Below are 21,406 nucleotides of genomic sequence, written 5' to 3'. Positions count from 1 at the left end.
TTCCAGTCATTCCTTCGTTTTCAGAATGGGTTCCATTTGTACATTTTTCTTTTTTTCTGCGGTAACAGAAATATGATCCATAGAAAGCTGATCGATCAGGCCTCCTGCTATATTTAACGAAGGAAGCAGGACATCAGGATCTCCGATGGCAGAAACGACAAACGGGGCGGGGTGCTGCACCCCGTCCACCGTTACGACCGGCCCGTTGCACTTGATGTAGGAATCATGGGTCAGCCGCTGGCCGTTGACGGAGACGGCTGCCGCACCAGATATATACAGTTCATTTATGACTTGAAAGAGATGGCTTTCGTGAACGATGTAGCTGTTCACGTTCTCTCCTTCCGGTATGTAAGAAGCATCTTCCAAAGTCACTTGAACGCCCTCTCCTTGTACACCGACTTCCCCAATATACATTCTGTACTTTTCTACATCTTCCAGGACGTTATAGTATTCTGTTTTTTCGTTCTTCATCTTATTTTCAGTCTGACGGACTTTGTTCTGCTTTTGATACAGTTCTTTTTCAAGGTCCTTGTTTTCTTTCTCTTGTTTCAGCAGTTCATCCCGCAGGGCATATTCTTTTTTCCATTCTTCCGTCTCTGTCATGCTTTTGTGGTTTTCTCTTGTCGTCTGAAAAGAAAAAGAAATTAAAAAGCCGGCGATAAGCATAATCAAAGAAAGAAGGACGGCTGATTTGCCCCTCAATTTTCATCTTCCTTTTTGGCAGACGAATCGCTTTTTCCAAACTCCTCAAAATAGGTTGCAACTTCTAAATGAATAATCCCTTTTTTACTGCCGCTGAGCTGTGAAATAATAGAAGGATACGTTTTCATTCGGTCTGCAAAGGTTTTGATGGATGCAGTGACGACATACCCGTCGTTCATATATAATTTAATCCGGTTTTGATCCATTTTGACAGGAGTATAATACACTTCTGAAATCGATTGTTTTATAGAATTTGACAAAGCATCGAGCTGCTTGGCCATCTGAACACGTTTTTTAGCGTCTGTCCAATTCACCAAAATCGGTCCCGCATCATCCGGCGTTACTTCGTCTGGCAAAACTGAACCGTTTTCAAGGACTTCATAATACACATTGTCTTTTTCTAAATAAGCAATCGCTTTATATTCTTCGATCGCAATGTTGATTTTATTAGGAAGGGATTTGCTGATTTCTGCTTTTTTTACTAATTTATTTTGCTGAATCTTTTTTGCTGTTTTTTTCTTATCCAGACTCCAAAATTCAGTATCTCCGCTTTTGATATCGGAAAGATCAATAATTTCCTTTTTGGAAACATTCTCATTGCCGGTAACAGAGATTGATGAAATTTTACTGATCGGTGTCTGCAGATACACGATGATCAGCACCATCATAAAAAAGAGCATAATAAATGAAATAAGCCGGCGGTTTGCCTTCTGTTTTCTCTGCTCTTTAATTTTAGGGATCCGTTCTTCAATATTTACGATTTTTTCTCGGTCATGCCCCGGATTCATTGCCTGTTCACCTCATTCAAATGAAACAGCCTTAAAAGTCTGCCTATTCCAAAACAAACGGCATACTATGATGCCGTTTGTCGTTTGCTTACAGTATATCATATGAACAGCTTCAGTTCAGAACTTGAATCAGCGATTTTCACCGATGATTTCAACCTCTGTGTGCATCTCAATCTCGTATTTTTCACGGATCGTCTTTTTCACATGGTCGATCAGATCAAGCACATCTTTTGCTGATGCTCCGCCCGCATTGACGATAAAGTTCCCGTGCATTTCCGATATTTTCGCACCGCCGATTTGATATCCTTTTAAGCCTGCTTTTTCCACTAGATTGCCGGCATGGTTTGGAAGCGGGTTTCTGAATATGCTTCCTGCACAAGGGCTTGAATACGGCTGTGTATTCTTTCTGTAGTCTTTATTGCTTTGCATTTGCTGAACGATTGATTCTTTATCTTTTTGTTCAAGCTGCAGAACGGCTTCAAGACAAACACCAGGACGTTTCTTTTGCAATACGGACGTTCTGTAGGTGAATTCCATCTCCTCATTTGTCAGCCACTCGATCGTGCCGTCTTCAAATAAAATATGCGCTTTGACAAGGATCTTACTCATATCAGACCCGTGAGCGCCTGCATTCATATAAACAGCTCCTCCGACGGATCCCGGAATTCCGGCAGCGAATTCTAATCCCGACAAGCCTTTTTTGCTCAACGATGTAGCAAGACGCACGACTGAATAACCGCCACCGACAGTGACTTGTTCCCCGTCAAGCTCCAAGTGGTCAAGACCCGCGCCCAGCTTGATGACCACGCCTCTGATTCCTTCATCTAATACAAGAAGGTTTGACCCGCGGCCGATGACTGTCCACTTTACTTCATATTTTTTCACAACATCCATGATGTCCTTGACAGCATCTACACTGCTTGGAATGACCAATACATCCGCAGGACCGCCGATTTTCATTGTTGTATGATTTGCGAGCGGTTCATTTGCAAGCACCTTGCCGACTTCGCGTTCTTTTAATTCTTGTATCACTTTCTCCATCGTAAACCTCCGCATTCCATTTGCTTTTCTATTATTTTTTCAAATCTTCGAGTACGCTGTATAAACGGGCAGCCGCATCAGGAACACCGAGTGACTTTGTCCGTTCGCTCATATCCTTTAATGTTTGTTCATCAAGCACAATCCGGTCAAGCGCTTCAATCAGCTTTTCCCCGCTGAGTTCTGTTTCTTTCAACACAATCGCAGCATCATGCTGACCGAGAGATCGCGCATTGACCTCCTGGTGATTCGCCGTTACGTACGGACTTGGAATCAGCACACTTGGGATTCCTAGTGCCGTAATTTCCGCAATGGTCGTCGCACCCGCTCTTGCTACAATCACATCAATTGCCTTTAAATATTCTGGCATCTGATGGAGAAACGGTTTTGTGACCATATTGTCAGCTGCACCCTTGTTTTTCAGCTCAGTCATTACTTTCTCATAGTGAACCTCGCCCGTAATATACAGTACTTGATACGCTCTTGTTTTCAGCGCATCCTGCATATCAATGACCGCTCGGTTAATCGGTGCGGCGCCTCTGCTTCCGCCGAAGATTAATACGGTTTTTTTCTCTTCAGAGAGTCCGAATTCAGCCATTGAGCGGCCCGTCTTTATTGAGACGACCTCAGAGGCTCTCGGGTTTCCCGTAAATACAACTTTCTCACTTGGAAAATGTGATTTTGCTTCCTCAAAACATATTGCTACTTTATTAACATATTTTGAAAGAAACTTATTGGTGATGCCCGGCAGGCTGTTTTGTTCATGAACGATACTCGGAATCCCCATTTTTGCAGCAGCGTATACAACCGGTCCGCACACATAACCGCCGGTTCCAATCACGGCATCCGGCTTAAATTCCGCTAAATACGATTTGCTTTTTTTAACGCCCTTTAGAAAACGCATCACCGTTTTTACGTTTTCAAATGAAAGCTTTCTTTTAAAACCTGTAATTTCAATGGAACGAAACGGTATATTTTCCCGTTCTACAATTTTTTTCTCTAATCCGTTTTCTGTTCCGATATATAAAAATTCCGTATCAGGATGGCGGCGCTGCACCTCTTTGATAAAGGCAAGCGCAGGATAAATGTGTCCCCCTGTGCCGCCTCCGCTTATTGCAATTCGCATAACTCTTCCCCCAGTCTCAGTTTCTCTATAACATAACGATAACCCTGTTTTTATGGACAGGGTTATCGCTTCAATTGTTTCCCAGCTTCCTGTTTCATAGGATCGCTTTACTAATAAAATTCATTAATACCTCGAGTACCGGCTCACGTTCAGCAGCACGCCGACAGCCATCAGCATCAGGGTCAACGATGAACCTCCGTAGCTTAGAAACGGCAGCGTGATGCCAGTTACCGGAATAAGGCCCGTCACAACGCCGATATTGATCATAACTTGGATCGCGATCATTGAAATAATCCCCACAGCGACAAAGCTGCCATATAGATCTGGTGCACCGAGCGCGATCCTGATTCCTCTCCACAGCAGCACGCTGAACAGAAGTAAAATAAGCGACCCGCCGATAAACCCAAGCTCCTCTGACAAGATGGCGAAAATAAAGTCCGTTTGCGGTTCGGGCAGATAAAAGAATTTCTGTCTGCTTTGGCCAAGCCCCATTCCGAACAATCCGCCAGGCCCTACCGCATAAAGCGATTGAATGATTTGAAAGCCGCTGCCAAGCGGATCTTCCCACGGATTTAAGTAAGAGGTAATCCGTTTAATCCGGTATGGAGCCGACAGTACCAGCCCGACAAATCCGCTCAGGCCGATCAGCCCGAGAAAGACGAAATGGGCGATTCGCGCACCGGCTACAAAAATCATGACAATACAAGTACCGACCATTACCGTTCCTGTTCCGAGGTCAGGCTGGCACATAATAATCAAAAATGCGGAAAACACGATGCCGAGCGCCGGGACAAATCCACGTCTGAATGATGTAATGTTTTTTTGCTTTTCAGAGAGAAATTTAGCAAGGAATGCTATCATCGCAAGCTTCATAAACTCTGAAGGCTGTATGCTGAATGCGCCGACTCCGATCCAGCTTCTTGAGCCGTTCCGCACCATGCCTACGCCTGGTATTAAAACAAGCACCAGCAAGAAAAAACAGATAACCATCAGCAATTTAGACCATGTCCGCCATGTCCAATAATCAACATTCATAATAAAGAACATGGCAATAACTCCGATGCCCGCAAACAGCAGCTGCCGTTTCGCGAAAAAGAATGAGTCGTCAAATTTATAATCCGCCCATACCGCACTCGCACTGTACACCATAATTAATCCAATTGTTAATAATAATAACGTAATGATGACCAATAACAAATCAGGCGATGTTTTTTTAGTAGTCAAATCAATCGACACCCCAAGCTTAAAGTCATTAGGGCTGCCGATTTCTCCAAGACAAGCCCTTACTTAAGCATATGCACGGCGTCTATAAACATGTCACCGCGTTCTTCAAATGTTTTGAATTGATCCCAGCTCGCACACGCAGGTGAAAGCAGAATGACATCTCCTTCATTTGAGAGCGCAAACGCCGCAGATACTGCTTGTTCAACATTATCGACACGTTTGACATGTTGTATTCCCAGCTCATTTCCGAGCTGTTCGAGTTTCGGTGCTGTCTGTCCGAATGTAAGCACCGCTTTGACATGCTTCATATAAGGCTTTAAGTCGTCAAAGCCGTTTCCGCGATCCAGTCCGCCTGCAAGCAGGATGACAGGTTTTTCAAAAGCCGAAAGCGCCTTGCTTGTCGCCAAAACGTTTGTTGCTTTGCTGTCATTATAAAACTTACGGTTCTTCACCGTTGTGACATACTGGAGACGGTGCTTGACGCCGGTAAAGCTTGTCAGCACTTTTTTGATGGCCTCGTTGGACGCTCCAGCCGTTTTCACTGCCGCAATCGCAGCTAAAATGTTCTCCAGATTATGCGCACCTGGCAGCACAACCTCTTCCAGAGGAAGAATAGCTTCGCCGCTGTACATAATCATGCCGTCTTTTACATAAGCGCCGTGTTCAAGCTGTTTGTGTACTGAAAAAGGAACAATTCCGGCTTCTCCGGCTTCAGCCAGGCGGACGACTGTTTCATCATCCTGATTGACAATTGCTTTATCTGAAGCTTTCTGATGCAGATACACTTTCTGTTTCGCTTTTTCATAGTTTTCTCTCGTATGATGATAATCCAGATGGGCATCAAACACGTTTAAAATCAGGCTGATTTCAGGCCTGAAGTCGTGCGTTCCCATCAGCTGAAATGACGAAAGTTCCGTTACGATCCATTCATCTCCATCAGCGTGATAGGCAACCTCACTTGCGACTGTACCGATGTTTCCGGCGATCAGCGCCTTTTGAGAGTCTGCCTTCAGCATTTCATAAATCAGCGTTGTCGTTGTCGTTTTTCCATTCGATCCGGTAATCCCGATAAATTTGGCATTAGTCAGATGGTAGGCAAGCTCAATTTCTGTCCAAATCGGGATGCCTCTTTTTTCTGCTTCCTGAACCATAATATTTTCATATGGAATTCCCGGGTTTTTGATCAGTACAGTAATCTGATGCTGATCGAACAGAGAAACAGGGTGCTCTCCGCAGACAACTTCGACCCCTTTTTCAGAAAGTTTCTGGGCTGGTTCGTTCTCATCAAAAGGCTTTTGGTCGTTGACTGTAACATAAACACCTTTTTCATGAAGAATAGACGCCGCCGCAAACCCGCTTTTCGCGAGCCCAAGGACTAAAAAATGCTGATTTTGCAAAAATAGATCGTTTTCCACTTATAACCACACCTCGATGTAAATTCCTAATACGGCAAGCAAAAGTCCCGCAGCCCAAAATGTTACAACAACTCTCCATTCAGACCACCCGACAAGCTCATAATGGTGGTGAAGCGGACTCATTTTAAAGATTCGTTTACCTGTCGTTTTAAAGCTGATGACCTGCAGAATAACGGATAATGTCTCAATGACGAATACACCGCCGATAATGACCAGCAGGATTTCTAATTTCGTTAAAATGGCAATGGTGACGATTGCTCCTCCCAATGCAAGTGATCCTGTATCTCCCATAAACACTTTGGCTGGATGCGCATTGAATACCAGGAAGCCCAGCACCGCTCCGACAACCGCGACTGAGAAAATAGCAACATCATATTGGGATTGATTCCAAGCCAGGATGGCAAAGGCGCCAAAAGCAATAGCTGCCGTCCCTGATAATAAACCGTCAAGACCGTCAGTCAGGTTGACGGCGTTTGATCCGCCGACAAGCATAAATAGCACAAGGATAAAGTAAGCCCATCCAAGATCAAATGACAGATCAGTCCCAGGAATGCGGATATCCGTCGCAAAATTGTAGTAATGATACACCGCATAAAACACAATTGCGATGATAATTTGTCCGATCAGTTTTTGCTTTGACGTCAGACCGAGATTTCGTTTCATTACGACTTTGATGTAATCATCCAAAAAGCCGAGTAAACCGTAACCGATCGTGACAAACAGCAGCAGGAACATTTCCGGACTTATTTCTGAAAACTTCTGTGTCATCACAATAGTTGTCACAATGATAGACAGTATGATCATGACTCCGCCCATTGTCGGTGTCCCTGATTTTTTCTGGTGTGATTTCGGTCCTTCTTCTCTAATACTCTGGCCGAATTTTAATCTTCTTAAAAACGGAATAAGAATCGGAGAGAGCAGAACACTGATTAAAAAACCCATTAAAATTGTAAACAGAATGACTTGCTCAAGCATTGTCCTTTTCTCCTCCTGTTTCTTTCAAACGACATACGTAGTTATCATATTCATGATTTTTTTCCATATGAAAAATCTTTTCAAGCTCCATCATTCAATAACATCTCTTTCCTATGAATTCGTCTTATTTTTATTCAGTTCGACAATCGCTCTTGCTGCCACTTCAGCATCGTCAAAGTCAAAGGTTTCGTTCCCAATCTGCTGATAGGTTTCATGGCCTTTCCCGGCAATGAGGACAACGTCGCCTTTTTTGGCGTTGGCAATGGCAAAGAAGATCGCCTGCTCGCGATTTGCAATGCTGTGGTAGTATTCGTTCTCTACCCCTGCTTCCATATCTCTTAAAATGGCACGCGGATCTTCGCTTCTTGGATTATCTGAAGTGAAAATCGGTTCGTCAGCCAGCTCAACAGCGATTTTCGCCATTTTCGGGCGTTTCGTCTTATCTCTGTCTCCGCCGCAGCCGACAACAACAAAAAGCTTTCCTTCCGCCATGTCTCTGCATGTCTTCAGCACGTTTTCAAGGCTGTCCGGCGTATGCGCGTAATCAACAATAACCGGAAACTCCTGCTGCTGATTAACCAGTTCAAAACGGCCTCTTACGCCATGCAATTCTTCCACAGCTTCTGTAATGGTTTCAAACGGAATGCCTGCCGCAATACATGTCGTAACAGCCGCGAGCACGTTATACACGTTAAACTGTCCAACGAGCGACATCGTGATGTGCTTAGTGCCTTTGTTCGTCACCAGTTCAAAACTTGTGCCCTGTGCAGTAGTTTTGATATCTTTCGCCATTACATCAGCATTGTTTTTAATTCCATATGTAGAAATATGTGCCGCAGTGACCTTTTCAAAATAAGCGCTTGCCTCATCATCCGCGTTTAAAACAGCCCGTTTGGGATTTTCATGGTTGAATGCCCCGCCAAGCTGAGAAAACAGCAGGCTTTTTGCCTGTCGGTACTCATCCATCGTTTTGTGATAGTCAAGGTGATCCTGTGTTAAGTTCGTAAACACGGCAATGTCATAATCACAGCCGTGAACCCGTCCCAGTGACAAAGCGTGAGAAGAAACCTCCATGATGGCCGTGTCGACATGCTTGTCATTCATTTTTTTAAATGTTTGCTGCAACGTGACGCTTTCCGGTGTCGTGTTTTTAACAGGAAGTGTTTCGTCATCGATTTTAATGTACATCGTGCCGATTAAGCCTGTTCGTTTCCCCGCTTTTTTGAGAATCTCATCAACCATATGGGTCGTTGATGTTTTTCCGTTTGTGCCCGTTATTCCGATCAGCTGCAGTTTCTTTGTCGGCTGTCCGTAAAACGCATCAGACAAAACGCTGAGCGCCCGCAGTGACTGCCGGACAATGATGACAGGCACATCCACATCGAGCTCCTTTTCAGCCACAATAGCCGCTGCGCCGTTTTCAACTGCTTTTTGCGCAAAATCATGGCCATCTACCGTATACCCTTTTACACATACAAAAAGACTCCCTTTCTTTACTTCCCTGGAGTCCATCTCAATTGAAGTTATTTCAGGGTCTTGTGAGTCATTTACAGAAGGTTCGGTTGTTAAGTATGTAAGCAGCTTTGTAAGTTTCATCGTATCAAACCTCTCAACATTCTATTCGTTCTTTTTATCATTGAAGTCACATCAAATAATGTGATAATGACTTTTAAGCATACAGTTCATATTTTAGCGTAAAAAAAAGGATACATCCAGCTAATCTTGAAAGATATCAGCATTTTTCTGCAATAAAATAATAGGCAGCCCGAATCAATCGGCTGCCTCCTTTTCATCTTCTTCAGTCAAATAAACACGTATCTTAGAGCCCTCTTTTACTTTTGTTCCTGCAGCTGGTGATTGTTTGACGATTTTGCTTCCTTTTCCGGAAGCATCTATATTCAGATTCACCAAGAGTGACTCAAGATCTGAGACAGACATCCCTACAACATTCGGAACTTCTATTGTTTTTGTGTCGTTCCATTGGTATTTTTTTTCGATTTGATTTTTCCTAGGCTTAACACCAAGCTCCGGCAGGCTGTCTCTCATAATACTTCCCACAATAGGCGCTGCAACGGTTCCGCCAAACTGAATCGTGCCTTTCGGGTTATCCACCGCGACATAGACGACAAGACTCGGGTCGTCAGCCGGAGCGAAACCGATAAATGATACAATGTGGTTGTTTTCGAGGTATTTTCCATCTTTAACCTTTTGTGCTGTTCCTGTTTTTCCGCCGACACGATAGCCTTCGACAAACGCATTGCGTCCGGTGCCTTCTGCAACGACGCTTTCTAAAGCATAGCGGATTTGTTTTGATGTTTCCTTAGAAATGACTTGTTTCTTGGCGATTGGCGATTGTTTTTTGACAGTTTTTTTGGTTACCGGATCAAGCCACTCTTTTGCTATATAAGGTGTGTAGAGCGTGCCGCCGTTAACAGCGGCAGAAACGGCTGCAACCTGCTGAATCGGCGTGACGGATACTCCCTGTCCGAAGGCGGTTGTCGCTTGCTCAACCGGGCCTACTCTGTCAAGCGGAAATAAAATCCCTGTTCCTTCCCCCTGCAGGTCAATCCCGGTTTTTTGGCCAAATCCAAAGCCTTTTATATATTTGAATAGCTTTTCTTTGCCCAATCTCTCGCCCAATTCAACGAAGCCGGGGTTACAGGAGTTTTGCACAACTTCAAGGTACGTTTGCAGCCCGTGGCCGCCCCTTTTCCAACAGCGCAGTCTTGCTCCGTCTACTTCTGCATGCCCTTTATCATAAAATTGGTCACGTTTCAGGTTGACTTTCTGCTCCTCCAGAGCCGCCGCAAGTGTAATAATCTTAAAGGTAGAACCCGGCTCGTATGTGCTCCATACAGGGAGATTCCGATTGTAAACGGACGGGTCAACAGATTGGTAATCAGCCGGATCAAAGTCAGGTCTGCTTGCCATTCCAAGTATTTCTCCGTTTTTCGGATTCATTGCGACTGCAATCATACCGTCTGGATGATATTTAGCTTCAGCATTATCAAGCTCTCGTTCCATTATGGTTTGCACCTTCGAATCCACAGTCAGCTTCATATCGAGTCCATCCTTAGGAGGCGTGTAGTCATCCGCTTCATCGGGCATTTTCTTCCCTTTGGCATCTGTATAAAACTTAACAGAGCCTTTTTCTCCTTTTAAATCATCATCATAATAGGCTTCAAGCCCAAGAAGTCCTTGGTTATCAATACCGGCAAACCCAAGCACATGAGATAAAAAGCTGCCGAACGGATAATGGCGGATACTATCCTCCGCTACATACACCCCTTTTAAATCGAGCGCTTTGATTTCTTTTGCCTTCTCATTTGAAATTTTTCTCCCTTCTGGCGTAATCTTTTCTATCGATGCTTTTTTCGTGACGTGCTTATATACTTTTTCTTCAGACATATTTAACACCGCAGCCAGCTGTTTGCTCGTTTTCAGCGGATTCTGGACTTGGCGCGGCACGACAAATACGGTCGGTGCACTTTTATTTGTGGCAAGCTTAACGCCGTTCCGATCAAGGATCTCTCCCCGTTCCGGCTCAAACGGCAGGTTCCGGCTCCAAGAATCCTTCGCCAGAGAAGTCAGTTTCTCTCCCATGACAAACTGAACATACCCCAGCCTTGTATCAATGATCAGAAATACGATCACTCCAAAAAGCAAAACAAATAATAAACGTTTTCTAACCGTTACATTCGAGACGCGCAAGGCACCGTTCACTCCTTATTTAGGCTTGTTTCATTTTATGCCTGCGTGTGGACAGGTAGAACGGCGCTCCTCTTTGGAGATATAAAAAAAGAAAGCTCACCCGACGGGGTAAGCTTTCTTTCTATTTAATCAGGATTCTTAAACTTCACCTTGATCACGGTTCCGTCTTTTATTTCTTTGTCCTTCTTAACGCTTTGGCTCACAGCGTAACCTTGTCCGCTCACTTCAATATGAATTCCTGCCAAATCGCCGTATTGAAGAACCTCTCTTCTCGACCAGCCTGTCATATCAGGCATCTTGATTTTGCCCCCCGTTTTCAGGAAGACCTTCTGATTGGTCAAAACTTCCTCACCCGCTTTTGGATATTGCTCTTTTACTGCAATATCACTTCCGATCACAATCGGTGTGAGGTTTTCGTCTTTCGCTTTCTTTTGAGCACCTGTTACAGTTTGATCTGTTAAGTCAGGCATCGCCTGCGCTTTCGTTTCTTCCTTATTTGAATCAGACGTTTCAGTCGGTTCAATGTTCAGGTAGTGCAGGCTGTTTTTCATTGTTGGGTTGAAGATTTCAGATACTGGATTAGAACCTGTTTCATCATTTTCTAATTGCGGCTGCTGCACTGCAACATAGATCAGCAGCTCAGGATCATCTTTAGGCGCCATTCCCATTACGGAAAATACGTAATTATCGCGTCCAGATAGATAACCGTTCTGTCCGGCAATTTGCGCTGTTCCGGTTTTAACAGCCACATCAAAACCTTCAATTTTATATGGCTGTCCAGTACCGATATCAGATGTAACGACATCACCTAAAATATTACGAACCTTTTTAGCGGTATCCGCAGAAATTGGGGTACCGGCGGACTGAGGTTTATTTTGATAAATGGTTTTTTTCTTGTCAGGATCAACAATATGGTCTATGACATAGGGTTTCATCATTTTACCGTCATTTGCTATTGCAGTTGCAGCCTGCAGCTGTTGAATTGGTGTAACAGCAGAGGCTTGGCCATATGCAGTCGATGCTTTGTCAAATTCATATTTAAAATTGATTTTACTTGATACTTCACCCGGCAAGTCAATACCTGTTTTTTGATAGAAATTGAACTTATGAAGATACTCATTAAACCGGGAATAGCCCAATTTTTCATTAGCCAGTTTGGCAAAAGCAACATTTGAAGACCTTACAACACCGTCATGATACGTTGTTGGCCCCCAGCCTACACCATCATTATGGTCTTTTACAGGTTCTCCGCCAACTTTATATGTTCCGGACTTGTACTTTTCATTGCCGTTATACACATTCTCCTGTATGGCAGCAGCGAGTGTGAAAATCTTCATCGTTGACCCGGGCTCATACGCATATGAAATCAAATCGTTATAGTAATTCGTCACATCACGCGTATTCGGGTCAAAACTTGGACGCTGACCCATTGCTAACACTTTGCCCGTTTTCGGATCAACAACTGCGGCCATGACTTTTTTCGGTTTATACTTTTCCGCCACTTTTGTCATACTGTCTTCTAAAAAGGTTTGAATTTTCTGATCAATGGTTAAATATACATTGTCACCATTTTTTGGCGCTGTAATTTTATTTTTGCTGTTCGGGAGCTCCCAGCCGGATTTGTCACTTTCATATGTTACGTATCCGTCCCGCTCCTTCAAATACTGATCCAGCACTTTTTCTAAGCCCATCGCGCCCGTAATTTCATTTGTTTTTTGGTCAACCTCGGCATAGCCGATTAAGTTGGACGCAAATATGCCGTTCGGATAGTACCGCTTTGTATCGCGCAAAAATGAAATTCCCGGAAGTTTCAGCTTTTCGATTTTCTGTTTTTGGGAATAGGTAATATCCCGGCCTACTGACCCGAACTCAACTTGTTTTGCACCCTTCTTATTTAAGATATCAAGGATTTCAGCCTTGTCCAAATCTATCACTGTAGACAGTTCTTCCGCTGTTTTTTCCTTGTTCTGGACATGCTGCGGATGCTTTTTGTCAGTTGTCATTTTTTCATCAAGAACAGCGATCAACTTATACGTAGCTGTATCCTCAGCAATCACTTTTCCATTTCGGTCTAAAATAGAGCCCCGGCTCGCTTCGATTGTCCGTTTCTTTTCATGCTGCTCTGTCGCTTTTGTCGCAAGCACTTCACCGTCGGCTTTTCCGGTTATTTGAATATATGCCATTCTCCCAAGGATGACAAAGAAAAAGAGAGCGAAACAAATACTTAGAATCGCCGCTCCTCTGTTAATAAATTTATTCTTTTTTGGCATTTGAATCATTCCTGTATGTTTTTCACTTTTTTATCTTTTAAATTCAAGCCGTTCTTTTTCGCAATATCCATAATGCGCTGCGGCTTGCTTAAATCAGCAACGCTTTTTTCGAGGTCACCAATCTGCTTGTTTTCGGAAGAAATTTGCTCCTCAAGCTTTTGCACCTCTATATTTGTTTGGTAAGCCGCATATGCCTTCGATACGATCAAAAGCGATACGCTCAGCACTGCCGCAGCGAAGAGGACGAGAAGCACCTTTTCTCCGAGTGTAATGGAAGCCCTTTTCTTGACAATCACTTTTTTCTCAGGACTGATCGCATGCCGTTGCTGTTTCTCTGGTTGATAAGCTAAATTGCTCATAGGCTGATGACCTCCTTTTAAGTTTGCGTTCGCGTATTGTTATTTTCTTTTTTCAGCAATTCGAAGCTTCGCAGAACGAGCACGATTGTTTTCTGCCAACTCTTCTTCAGATGCCGTGATCGGTTTTCTTGTGATAAGCTTGAGCTCCGGTTCAAACTCTTCCGGTATAACAGGAAGACCCGGAGGAAGTTCCGGAAGTGACGACTTCTCTTTAAACGTAGATTTACAAATTCTGTCCTCAAGTGAGTGGAAGGTAATCACTGATACCCTGCCCCCCGGCTTTAACACGTCAATCGCTTGCTCCAAAGCCTCTTCAAAAACCTTCAGTTCATCGTTCACAGCAATTCTGATTGCCTGAAACACGCGTTTTGCGGGATGTCCTCCGCTCCTTCTGGCCGGAGCGGGAATCGCGTCTTTTATTAGATCGACCAGTTGGCCCGTAGTTTGAATAGGAGATTTGCTTCTTGCCTCCTCAATTTTTCTGGCGATCTGTTTGCTGAACTTCTCTTCACCGTATTTAAAGAAAATACGGACAAGATCCTCATAGCGCCACTCATTTACGACCTCTTTCGCCGTAAGCGTGGCCGACTGGTCCATCCTCATGTCCAAAGGTGCGTCATGATGGTAACTGAATCCTCTTTCCGGTGTATCCAGCTGCGGGGAAGACACCCCTAAATCAAATAAAATACCGTCTACTTCAGTAATGCCGTGTTCATGTAAACATTCTTTTAAATACCTAAAGTTGCTTTTAATCAGAATAAGCTGTCCTTGATAATCGGACAACGCTTCTTCTGCATGCTGTAATGCCGTGTCATCTTGGTCAAAAGCGATTAAACGCCCTTTCTCTGATAACTGCTGTAATAAATATGTACTGTGCCCAGCTCCGCCGAGTGTGCAGTCTACATATGTACCGTCCGGTTTAATATTTAGGCCGTCAACGGTTTCACGAAGAAGTACTGTCTTGTGTTGAAACATTTGTGTTGGTCCCACCTTTTATCAGGATGAATTTAAATTGTTTTTAGAGTGTTATACACGAAGATTCATTATATATCAAACCCAATCATGTTTTCAGCAATTTCAGCGAATGAATCTTCTTGCTCTTCTGTGTATTGTTCCCAAATTACTTTACTCCACAATTCAATTCGATTCGAAACCCCGATAACAACACATTCTTTTTCCAGTTTTGCGTAATTCAATAGAGATGATGCGATATTCACCCTGCCCTGCTTGTCCAGTTCGCATTCTGTCGCACCTGAAAAGAAAAAACGGGTAAATGCGCGGGCATCTTTTTTTGTGAGAGGAAGAGCTTTTAATTTCTCTTCAATCTGTTTCCACTCGTGCATAGGGTAGCCGAAGAGACATTGATCAAGTCCTCTTGTCAGCACAAACTGCTCACCGAGGCCTTCTCTGAATTTAGCGGGTACGATCATGCGGCCTTTCGCATCGATTGTATGCTGGTATTCACCCATAAACATGATCTTTTGCCCCACTTTCTCTCCTTAACTCACCACTATCCACCACTTCTCTCCACAACTTCATTTTACACTGTTTATACATAAAAAAAAACCCTGAACTATTCAGGGTTCTTTAAAACTTTATTTCAAAGTTTGACAACTTGATGTTGATTTTGAAAAGAAAATGGCAGATTCTTGAATGATGTGAAGAATTTTGGACCGTACCTGTTTAAATAATACATGATATTCCAAATTCGCTCTTGCGGTGCGAGCAGCGGTTTAATGCTATTTTGGATTCTCTCATAATCCCTTAAGACATAGCCTTCTTTTTCTTCAATTCGTTTTGTCACTGTACGCTCTAAAAACTGAAGCTGGTCCTGAATAAACGCCGCGTTCTTCAGGAGCAAAGGCTCCATGCTCTGATCAACCTTAAGCGCCTCCTGCCGGACGGTTTTATGAATTGCTTCAATCTGGTTTTTTGCTTGCTCAATCACCGCGGTAAACTCTTCCGGAATCTGGTGTTCAAAGTATTTTTCTTTTTGGTTTTCCGTCCCGCCTTCTATCGCCTCTTGTAATGATATCTTTCGTTCAACCAGTTTTTTCTCAATATGGCGCTCGACTATCGTGATGTTCAGCCTCGGCATAACAGGAGGCATTTTAAAGCCCATCACTGCAAAAGCCTGTTTGAGCTCACCCCAATAGTTGATTTCACCGGGGCCCGCGATAAATGCCAAGGTAGGAATCAAAAATTCCTGCATTAACGGTCTCGTTACAACATTATTGCTGAAGCGTTCAGGATGTTCTTCCATATGCGTATAAAGTTCATCCATCGACCATGCCAGATCAAGCTCCTTAATCACAAAGCGGCCGTTGTCCTTCTCAATTAAAAAGCGTTCCTCTTCATATTCATAAAACAGATTTGCCTGCTCTTTTCCAGACTCGATAATCGGCTTGTAGCCCGCTCCGCGCATGAAGTCCTGCTGTTTAGAAACAGCGTGTGCAAGTTCATCATTGTCACGGAGGATCTTTTGGAACATGGCGGTTTCCAGCTTTTTAATTCCCGGGTCTCCGGAATTTAACAATACTAAGCCTTCCTCTTGAAACAGATCCGCAATCAGCTGTTCAAAGAAATCAGTAAACGTAACAGATTCCCTTAAACATCGTTTCACATGTTCTAGAAGTGTGTTCGTATGGTCTGTTTCTTCAAAAGCCGCAAACACATCGTCTATCCATGCGGCGCATTTGTCTTGGTCAAGCGGTGTGTTGGCGGCAGATGACTTTTTCCAGTAAGACTGCGGTAGCTTTTTTTTCACCGGACCGCTTTCTTCTGACGTGTGGACAAAATTAATTTCATCCAAATCATGGTCTTCTCCGGCAACCCAAAAGATCGGTACAACAGGCACTTGCAGCTGTTCTTCCTTTTCCTTTGCTAAAACAATAATTGAGATGATTTTATGTATGGTGTAAAGCGGTCCTGTTAAAAGCCCTGCCTGCTGTCCGCCGACAACAGCAACACTTGACGGATCCTTCAGCTTCTCAATAGAATGCTGCATGGCACTTGAGCCGAATTTGTTGTGATAAGAGGATAAATAGGCTGTCAATTCCTCTCTTGCGAAAACCCGCGAGGATAAATCTTTCAGTCTTTCTTGCCACATATCCTTATGATGAATGCTGTAATCAAAAAAAGAAGACATTTCTTCTTTACCATCTATATAGTGCTGTACAAACACATTCTGATTTTTGATGGAAAGTTCAGTTAGCTGCATCTTCTAGAACTTCCTTTCTCCAATAAATAGTTAGTTATCCGAAATGAGTATAGCATGTTACCAGAAAAGCTCAAAAGACTTTGTTTGGGTTTCGCTCCAAAGCTTTGATGCTGCCATGTAAAAACGCAAGGTGAACAGCGTCGCGGCCTTGAAGCTGTGCTTCTTTCAGCAAATATCCGAGGATGGCGTCAGCCTCCGTCTGCCGTCCGGCGGCCACATCGACCAGCATGGAAGAGCGATTGTCTTTCGTTTGCTCACAAACTGCACGTACACGCTCCCAGGCCGCCTCTTCATCTTCCAGCCGCAAAATGCTGCACGCCTCTTGAAAAACGAGCTTCATATAAGAAAAATAAGCAGGCACAGTCAACAGCTCTCCATTTTTCACACGCAGCAGCGCAGTTAACGGATTGATGCAGGCGTTTACGATCAGCTTGCCCGTCAGCAGGCGATACCAATCCATCTCATAGCGAATTGGGAATTCGGAATGGTTATGCTGAAGCACCGCGTTCAGGAGATCTGTTTCAGCTTGCTTGAACGCGCTCCATTTTATCGCACCAATGCCTGTATGTTCAACGGCTGTATCCGATTTCCTTACAGCTCCGTGCTCAACAACCCCAACATAAACGGAATGGTCAGCACCCCAGTCTTTAAGGCCGTGTATATGGCCCATACCGTTTTGCAAAAATAAAATATTTGTTTTTTTGATTCGTTCAAGCATCGGGAAAACAGTCTGAAGCTGATGCTGTTTCACTGTCACGACAAGAAGGTCAAAACATGAATCAATAGCTGTGCCCGCGCTGCAATGAGCATTGAACGCTTTTCCGGCTTTATAAAGCTGAATCCCTTCCGATTGAATCGCTGCGGCCTGTTCATCCCGCCTTGTCAAAACAGTCACCTCATGATCCAAAGATAAATAATAGGCACATAAAAGACCGACGGAGCCCCCGCCGATAATTCCAATTTTCATGATGTCACACCCAATTTAACATTTACGTATTATCATAGCAGAAGTATGAAAAAAATACTTCACAGAGATTTCAAAACACTTAAATTAAAGTTTAAATATTTGGATTTTTTAAATAAAGCGTTTACAATATATGTAGAGAACAACAAAGGGGGAGATTAATTTGATTAAGGTAGAACGTCTGCTCGTCAACTATAAAACGCTTGAAGAATTCAAGAAATTCAAAGAATACGGTATACAAGAGCTCTCAATGCTTGAAGATCTTCAAGATAATATCATTGAAAATGACAGCACTTCGCCTTTTTACGGGATTTATTTCGGGGATAAACTGGTAGCGCGAATGAGTCTGTATCAAGTTAATGGCAAATCAAATCCTTACTTCGACCAACATCAGGATTACTTAGAGCTTTGGAAGCTTGAGGTCCTTCCAGGTTATCAAAACAGGGGCTACGGTACAGCATTGGTTGAATTCGCCAAATCATTCAGAATGCCGATTCGAACAAATTCTCGGATTAAATCAGCAGAGTTTTTTAGTAAAATGAACTTTGAACCAGTCAAATATGACATGGCGCGGGACAAAGGGGAAAACCCGCTCATCTGGCATCCGGATATGGATGGTGAAATGACACCGGGTGAATCAGCATAAACATGAAACAACCGGCCTTTGATGACTCTAGGGCCGGTTCATTTGAGGGTTCATTACGTTTCTTGAGCTGTTTTTTTCAGTCTCCCGTCTTCTTTCGAAACAACCATTTTTCTGGCTCGATCCATAATATCGATCAGTGCCTTGTAGTCCTCTTCTGTCATCTCCAGCTGGTTTCTCAATGTTTGGTTTTCACTCCGTAAATCCTCAAGTTCTTTTTGCAGCGACTGAATTTGCTCCTTCATTTTTTCCTTTTCAACGTGGAATTCTTGCGCGGACGGCGCTTCTTTAAACTGTTCGAGAAACTCAATCACATCCTGAATGGACAAATCTCTTTTCCCCTCTGAAGCTGCCGGGGCAGCCTGCTTGACGGAATTCGGCATATTGACGGAATGAACCCCAATTTGTTTCCTTAGTTCTTTCCGCTGTTTTTTTGCCAGTTCTATGCCTGATTGGTATTGCTTTCTCACATAAGAGTTCCACCTGAATCCGCAGGCAGCGGCTGTTCTGGTCAGTGCCCTTCCGACCTCCTCAAAGGCAGAAAGCTGTGTTCCGCCCTCGCGAATATGACGAAGCACTACTTCTGCCAGCAGCAAATCCTCATCCTGTGTCCAAGCATCTTGTCTTGTAATGGTCAAATCAATCTCCCTCCATGTCAGCTTATTTATCTCATACATATGCCGGTAATAGATTAGATAGACTATTTGCACTCACAAATTTTCTCAAGCTGACAGGAAGAAAAAAAGAAAAAGCGCAGGGTTTTCACCCTGCGCTTTTCTTATTAGTTACTTTTTACATTTATGTCTTTGCCGTTGTATGATCCGCATGCTTTGCATACACGGTGAGACAATTTCATCTCTCCGCATGACGGACATTCTGTCATACCAGGTACATTAAGTTTGAAATGTGTACGGCGCAATCTTTTTTTCATTTTAGAAGTTCTTCTAAAAGGTACAGCCATTATTCCCACCTCCTTAAAGAGTTAAGATTCATCATCTTGTTTTAAGAGCTTTTCAAGGGCTGCAAGTCTCGGATCGACTTTGTTCTTCTTGTCTTCCTCTGAAATGACTTGCCAGTCCTTTCCTTCTTGAGGAGCAGCTCCTTTTTCTTGTTCAGATTCACAAAAGATTTGCATAGGGATTTCTAAAAGAATTTCTTCTTTCACGATCGGAGTTAAGTCGATAGTATCGTCCTCAACAGTGTGAACGTCATCATCTTCTATATCATCCGTCTGATGAAATATAAACAGTTCTTTTGTCGAAATTGTAAATGGATACGGAACATCAACGAGTGTTCTTGAGCATGGCAAAATCATTTCGCCTGAGATCGTAAAATCAAACGAAACCTGCTTAGATTTGATATCCGCTCTGCCTTTCACCCTTACAGGAGAAATGCGGCGAATGTCAGAATTCAGCTTTGTCAGCTCATGTAACTCAACTGTCTCATCAAACTCAAAACTCGGTTTTTTCATTTGATGCAACTGATAAATCGTCCATTTCATTTGTATCACCTCAGGAAAGCAACAAACATGATTATAGCTTTTAAGAATGTTTTTGTCAATATTTTTTCTTTACAGCATAATGCTGCCAGCCAAGCATCGTTGACAGCTGAATATACTATGCATACACTTAAATCAAAAAAGACGTAAGAGTTTTCAATTGCAAATGTACCATACGTTTTTAAACATAGCAAGAAAGGCGGAAAAAATATGAAAGCTGTCGGATTGGTGGTTGAGTATAATCCCTTTCATAACGGACATCTTTATCATGCCCAAACAGCCAAGCGGCAAACCGGATGTGACACAGCTGTTGCGGTGATGAGCGGACATTTTCTGCAGCGCGGGGAGCCTGCTGTTGTATCCAAATGGGCCCGCACAAAAATGGCGCTTCAAAGCGGAGTCGACCTCGTAATCGAACTGCCTTATCTTTACGCGGTGCAAAAAGCGGAGATTTTTGCACACGGCAGCGTCTCCACTTTGAACAAACTGGGATGCGAGGCACTGTTTTTCGGGAGTGAGAACGGACAAATTGAGCCGTTTTTAGAAACCGCAAAGGTAATGGATGAGCATAAAGATTCGTTTGATCAATGTATCAAAGAAGAGCTTAAAAAGGGTGCCAGTTATCCATCTGCTGCTGCTATCGCCTTCAAATCGATTTTACATACAGAAAACGGACTTGATATGTCGAAGCCGAACAATATTTTGGGGTACCATTATGTGAAATCGATTCTTTCCGGCGGATATGAAATGAAACCCTATACGACATCGAGAATCTCCTCGGATTATCATGATGCCGACCTTCCTGATGAAGACAGCCATATCGCCAGCGCGACCAGCATCAGAAAAGCCCTGATTGAAAAGCCTTTTGAAGACTGCGTTACGTTTCTTCCCGCAGCAGCTGCACGGGAATTAGCGGATTACCGCAAGTCTTTCGGGCTGTGGCATACACCAGAAAGCTATTTTTCTTACTTAAAATATAGTCTTTCGACTCTCACAGCCTTAGAATTACAGCAAATATACGAGGTTGAGGAAGGGCTGGAGAACAGAATTCTCCGTTCAATCAGAAAAGCCAGCTCCTATCAGGAATTTATGGAGTTTCTGAAAACAAAGCGATATACGTGGACGAGGCTTCAGCGGATGAGTACACACATTTTAACGAGAACGAAAAAACAGGAGATTCACCGTCTGCTCAATGTCGAGGAGGTGCCTTATATCAGACTACTTGGGATGACGAAAAAAGGACAGGCCTTTTTATCAGAAAAGAAAAAGGAGCTGTCCGTTCCGCTTGTCAGCAAGCTGGCCTCCTTTTCCCACCCTGCTCTCGATCTGGATATTAAAGCAAGCAGAATCTACAGCCTTGCGATAGAAGAACCCCTTAGAACCGAGTTTGATTTACAAGAATACGGACATGCCCCAATACGATATGACGAGGATGAACACCGTTTTTTGAGCATATAAAAAAGCACCTGGATA

The 21,406-nt window shown here is 43.5% G+C and carries 20 protein-coding genes and 1 pseudogene; 3 read left to right on the top strand and 18 right to left on the bottom strand.

The window, feature by feature from the left end; all coding sequences use genetic code 11:
* Positions 1-6: 6 nt before the first annotated feature.
* From CJU60_RS10835 to CJU60_RS10765, 15 genes are all read right to left on the bottom strand, one after another.
* Complete coding sequence (locus CJU60_RS10835; RefSeq protein ID WP_095713793.1) at positions 7-702, bottom strand: DUF881 domain-containing protein; 696 nt, start codon at positions 700-702, stop codon at positions 7-9.
* Positions 699-1,490 carry a cell division protein FtsQ/DivIB gene (locus CJU60_RS10830; protein ID WP_024121318.1) on the bottom strand — a complete coding sequence of 264 codons (792 nt, stop codon included), beginning with the start codon at positions 1,488-1,490 and terminating at the stop codon, positions 699-701. Before CJU60_RS10830 ends, CJU60_RS10835 begins: the two co-directional genes overlap by 4 nt.
* Before the next feature lie 129 nt (positions 1,491-1,619).
* Positions 1,620-2,531 carry a UDP-N-acetylmuramate dehydrogenase gene (gene murB, locus CJU60_RS10825; protein WP_024121317.1) on the bottom strand — a complete coding sequence of 304 codons (912 nt, stop codon included), beginning with the start codon at positions 2,529-2,531 and terminating at the stop codon, positions 1,620-1,622.
* Positions 2,532-2,562: 31 nt separating this feature from the next.
* A complete protein-coding gene (gene murG, locus CJU60_RS10820) occupies positions 2,563-3,654 on the bottom strand; it encodes an undecaprenyldiphospho-muramoylpentapeptide beta-N-acetylglucosaminyltransferase (RefSeq protein WP_095713792.1) in 1,092 nt (363 codons plus the stop codon).
* A gap of 123 nt (positions 3,655-3,777) precedes the next feature.
* Complete coding sequence (gene spoVE / locus CJU60_RS10815) at positions 3,778-4,878, bottom strand: stage V sporulation protein E (protein ID WP_003221421.1); 1,101 nt, start codon at positions 4,876-4,878, stop codon at positions 3,778-3,780.
* Between the two features lie 59 nt (positions 4,879-4,937).
* Positions 4,938-6,293 carry a UDP-N-acetylmuramoyl-L-alanine--D-glutamate ligase gene (gene murD, locus CJU60_RS10810; protein WP_024121315.1) on the bottom strand — a complete coding sequence of 452 codons (1,356 nt, stop codon included), beginning with the start codon at positions 6,291-6,293 and terminating at the stop codon, positions 4,938-4,940.
* Entirely contained in the window at positions 6,294-7,268 is a 975-nt protein-coding gene (mraY, locus tag CJU60_RS10805) for a phospho-N-acetylmuramoyl-pentapeptide-transferase (protein WP_024121314.1), read from the bottom strand. It lies immediately after the preceding gene.
* A 111-nt stretch (positions 7,269-7,379) separates the two neighbouring features.
* Complete coding sequence (locus tag CJU60_RS10800; protein WP_024121312.1) at positions 7,380-8,864, bottom strand: UDP-N-acetylmuramoyl-L-alanyl-D-glutamate--2,6-diaminopimelate ligase; 1,485 nt, start codon at positions 8,862-8,864, stop codon at positions 7,380-7,382.
* Positions 8,865-9,038: 174 nt separating this feature from the next.
* A complete protein-coding gene (locus CJU60_RS10795) occupies positions 9,039-10,979 on the bottom strand; it encodes a stage V sporulation protein D (RefSeq protein ID WP_024121311.1) in 1,941 nt (646 codons plus the stop codon).
* 125 nt (positions 10,980-11,104) lie between these two features.
* Entirely contained in the window at positions 11,105-13,249 is a 2,145-nt protein-coding gene (gene pbpB / locus CJU60_RS10790; protein WP_483294928.1) for a penicillin-binding protein 2B, read from the bottom strand.
* A gap of 5 nt (positions 13,250-13,254) precedes the next feature.
* Entirely contained in the window at positions 13,255-13,608 is a 354-nt protein-coding gene (gene ftsL, locus CJU60_RS10785) for a cell division protein FtsL (RefSeq protein WP_003232200.1), read from the bottom strand.
* A gap of 39 nt (positions 13,609-13,647) precedes the next feature.
* The gene (rsmH, locus tag CJU60_RS10780) at positions 13,648-14,583 is read right to left on the bottom strand and encodes a 16S rRNA (cytosine(1402)-N(4))-methyltransferase RsmH (RefSeq protein ID WP_044155985.1); all 936 of its coding nucleotides are present in this window, start codon (positions 14,581-14,583) and stop codon (positions 13,648-13,650) included.
* A gap of 68 nt (positions 14,584-14,651) precedes the next feature.
* The gene (gene mraZ, locus CJU60_RS10775) at positions 14,652-15,083 is read right to left on the bottom strand and encodes a division/cell wall cluster transcriptional repressor MraZ (protein ID WP_003221402.1); all 432 of its coding nucleotides are present in this window, start codon (positions 15,081-15,083) and stop codon (positions 14,652-14,654) included.
* A gap of 125 nt (positions 15,084-15,208) precedes the next feature.
* A complete protein-coding gene (bshC, locus tag CJU60_RS10770; protein WP_095713790.1) occupies positions 15,209-16,828 on the bottom strand; it encodes a bacillithiol biosynthesis cysteine-adding enzyme BshC in 1,620 nt (539 codons plus the stop codon).
* A 70-nt stretch (positions 16,829-16,898) separates the two neighbouring features.
* Positions 16,899-17,795: a 2-dehydropantoate 2-reductase gene (locus CJU60_RS10765; protein WP_095713789.1), complete on the bottom strand. Its 897-nt coding sequence runs from the start codon at positions 17,793-17,795 to the stop codon at positions 16,899-16,901.
* A gap of 160 nt (positions 17,796-17,955) precedes the next feature.
* Between CJU60_RS10765 and CJU60_RS10760 the strand changes: the two genes are divergently transcribed.
* Positions 17,956-18,438 (top strand): N-acetyltransferase, encoded by a 483-nt coding sequence (locus CJU60_RS10760; RefSeq protein WP_024121303.1) that lies wholly within the window; start codon positions 17,956-17,958, stop codon positions 18,436-18,438.
* A 53-nt stretch (positions 18,439-18,491) separates the two neighbouring features.
* Here the strand turns inward: CJU60_RS10760 and gerR are convergent, their stop codons facing one another.
* The 3 genes from gerR to CJU60_RS10745 all read right to left on the bottom strand — a co-directional run bounded on the left by gerR (position 18,492) and on the right by CJU60_RS10745 (position 19,936).
* Positions 18,492-19,073 carry a sporulation-specific transcriptional regulator GerR gene (gene gerR, locus CJU60_RS10755; RefSeq protein ID WP_024121302.1) on the bottom strand — a complete coding sequence of 194 codons (582 nt, stop codon included), beginning with the start codon at positions 19,071-19,073 and terminating at the stop codon, positions 18,492-18,494.
* Between the two features lie 143 nt (positions 19,074-19,216).
* On the bottom strand, positions 19,217-19,396 hold the full coding sequence (gene rpmF / locus CJU60_RS10750; protein WP_003154457.1) for a 50S ribosomal protein L32: 180 nt from the start codon (positions 19,394-19,396) through the stop codon (positions 19,217-19,219).
* 21 nt (positions 19,397-19,417) lie between these two features.
* Positions 19,418-19,936, bottom strand: coding sequence for a YceD family protein (locus tag CJU60_RS10745; protein WP_024121301.1), 519 nt, complete (start codon positions 19,934-19,936; stop codon positions 19,418-19,420).
* A gap of 27 nt (positions 19,937-19,963) precedes the next feature.
* Here CJU60_RS10745 and CJU60_RS21655 point away from each other — a divergent pair.
* Positions 19,964-20,147, top strand: a pseudogene (locus CJU60_RS21655) (hypothetical protein).
* Positions 20,144-21,391, top strand: coding sequence for a nucleotidyltransferase (locus tag CJU60_RS10740; protein WP_095713788.1), 1,248 nt, complete (start codon positions 20,144-20,146; stop codon positions 21,389-21,391). The pseudogene CJU60_RS21655 and the gene CJU60_RS10740 overlap by 4 nt, the downstream one beginning before the upstream one ends.
* The last annotated feature ends 15 nt before the right edge of the window (positions 21,392-21,406 follow it).

Source organism: Bacillus sp. 7705b (assembly GCF_002289525.1).
Lineage (GTDB): Bacteria > Bacillota > Bacilli > Bacillales > Bacillaceae > Bacillus > Bacillus halotolerans.
This window is presented reverse-complemented; position numbering and strand designations above follow the sequence as displayed.

Coding starts and splice junctions, on each gene's coding strand:
- murB (WP_024121317.1), bottom strand. CDS start 2,531: ATGGAGAAAGTGATACAAGAATTAAAAGAACGCGAAGTCGGCAAGGTG.
- CJU60_RS10740 (WP_095713788.1), top strand. CDS start 20,144: ATGAAAGCTGTCGGATTGGTGGTTGAGTATAATCCCTTTCATAACGGA.
- pbpB (WP_483294928.1), bottom strand. CDS start 13,249: ATGCCAAAAAAGAATAAATTTATTAACAGAGGAGCGGCGATTCTAAGT.
- murG (WP_095713792.1), bottom strand. CDS start 3,654: ATGCGAATTGCAATAAGCGGAGGCGGCACAGGGGGACACATTTATCCT.
- CJU60_RS10830 (WP_024121318.1), bottom strand. CDS start 1,490: ATGAATCCGGGGCATGACCGAGAAAAAATCGTAAATATTGAAGAACGG.
- rpmF (WP_003154457.1), bottom strand. CDS start 19,396: ATGGCTGTACCTTTTAGAAGAACTTCTAAAATGAAAAAAAGATTGCGC.
- CJU60_RS10800 (WP_024121312.1), bottom strand. CDS start 8,864: ATGAAACTTACAAAGCTGCTTACATACTTAACAACCGAACCTTCTGTA.
- mraY (WP_024121314.1), bottom strand. CDS start 7,268: ATGCTTGAGCAAGTCATTCTGTTTACAATTTTAATGGGTTTTTTAATC.
- CJU60_RS10765 (WP_095713789.1), bottom strand. CDS start 17,795: ATGAAAATTGGAATTATCGGCGGGGGCTCCGTCGGTCTTTTATGTGCC.
- CJU60_RS10745 (WP_024121301.1), bottom strand. CDS start 19,936: ATGAAATGGACGATTTATCAGTTGCATCAAATGAAAAAACCGAGTTTT.
- ftsL (WP_003232200.1), bottom strand. CDS start 13,608: ATGAGCAATTTAGCTTATCAACCAGAGAAACAGCAACGGCATGCGATC.
- bshC (WP_095713790.1), bottom strand. CDS start 16,828: ATGCAGCTAACTGAACTTTCCATCAAAAATCAGAATGTGTTTGTACAG.
- rsmH (WP_044155985.1), bottom strand. CDS start 14,583: ATGTTTCAACACAAGACAGTACTTCTTCGTGAAACCGTTGACGGCCTA.
- mraZ (WP_003221402.1), bottom strand. CDS start 15,083: ATGTTTATGGGTGAATACCAGCATACAATCGATGCGAAAGGCCGCATG.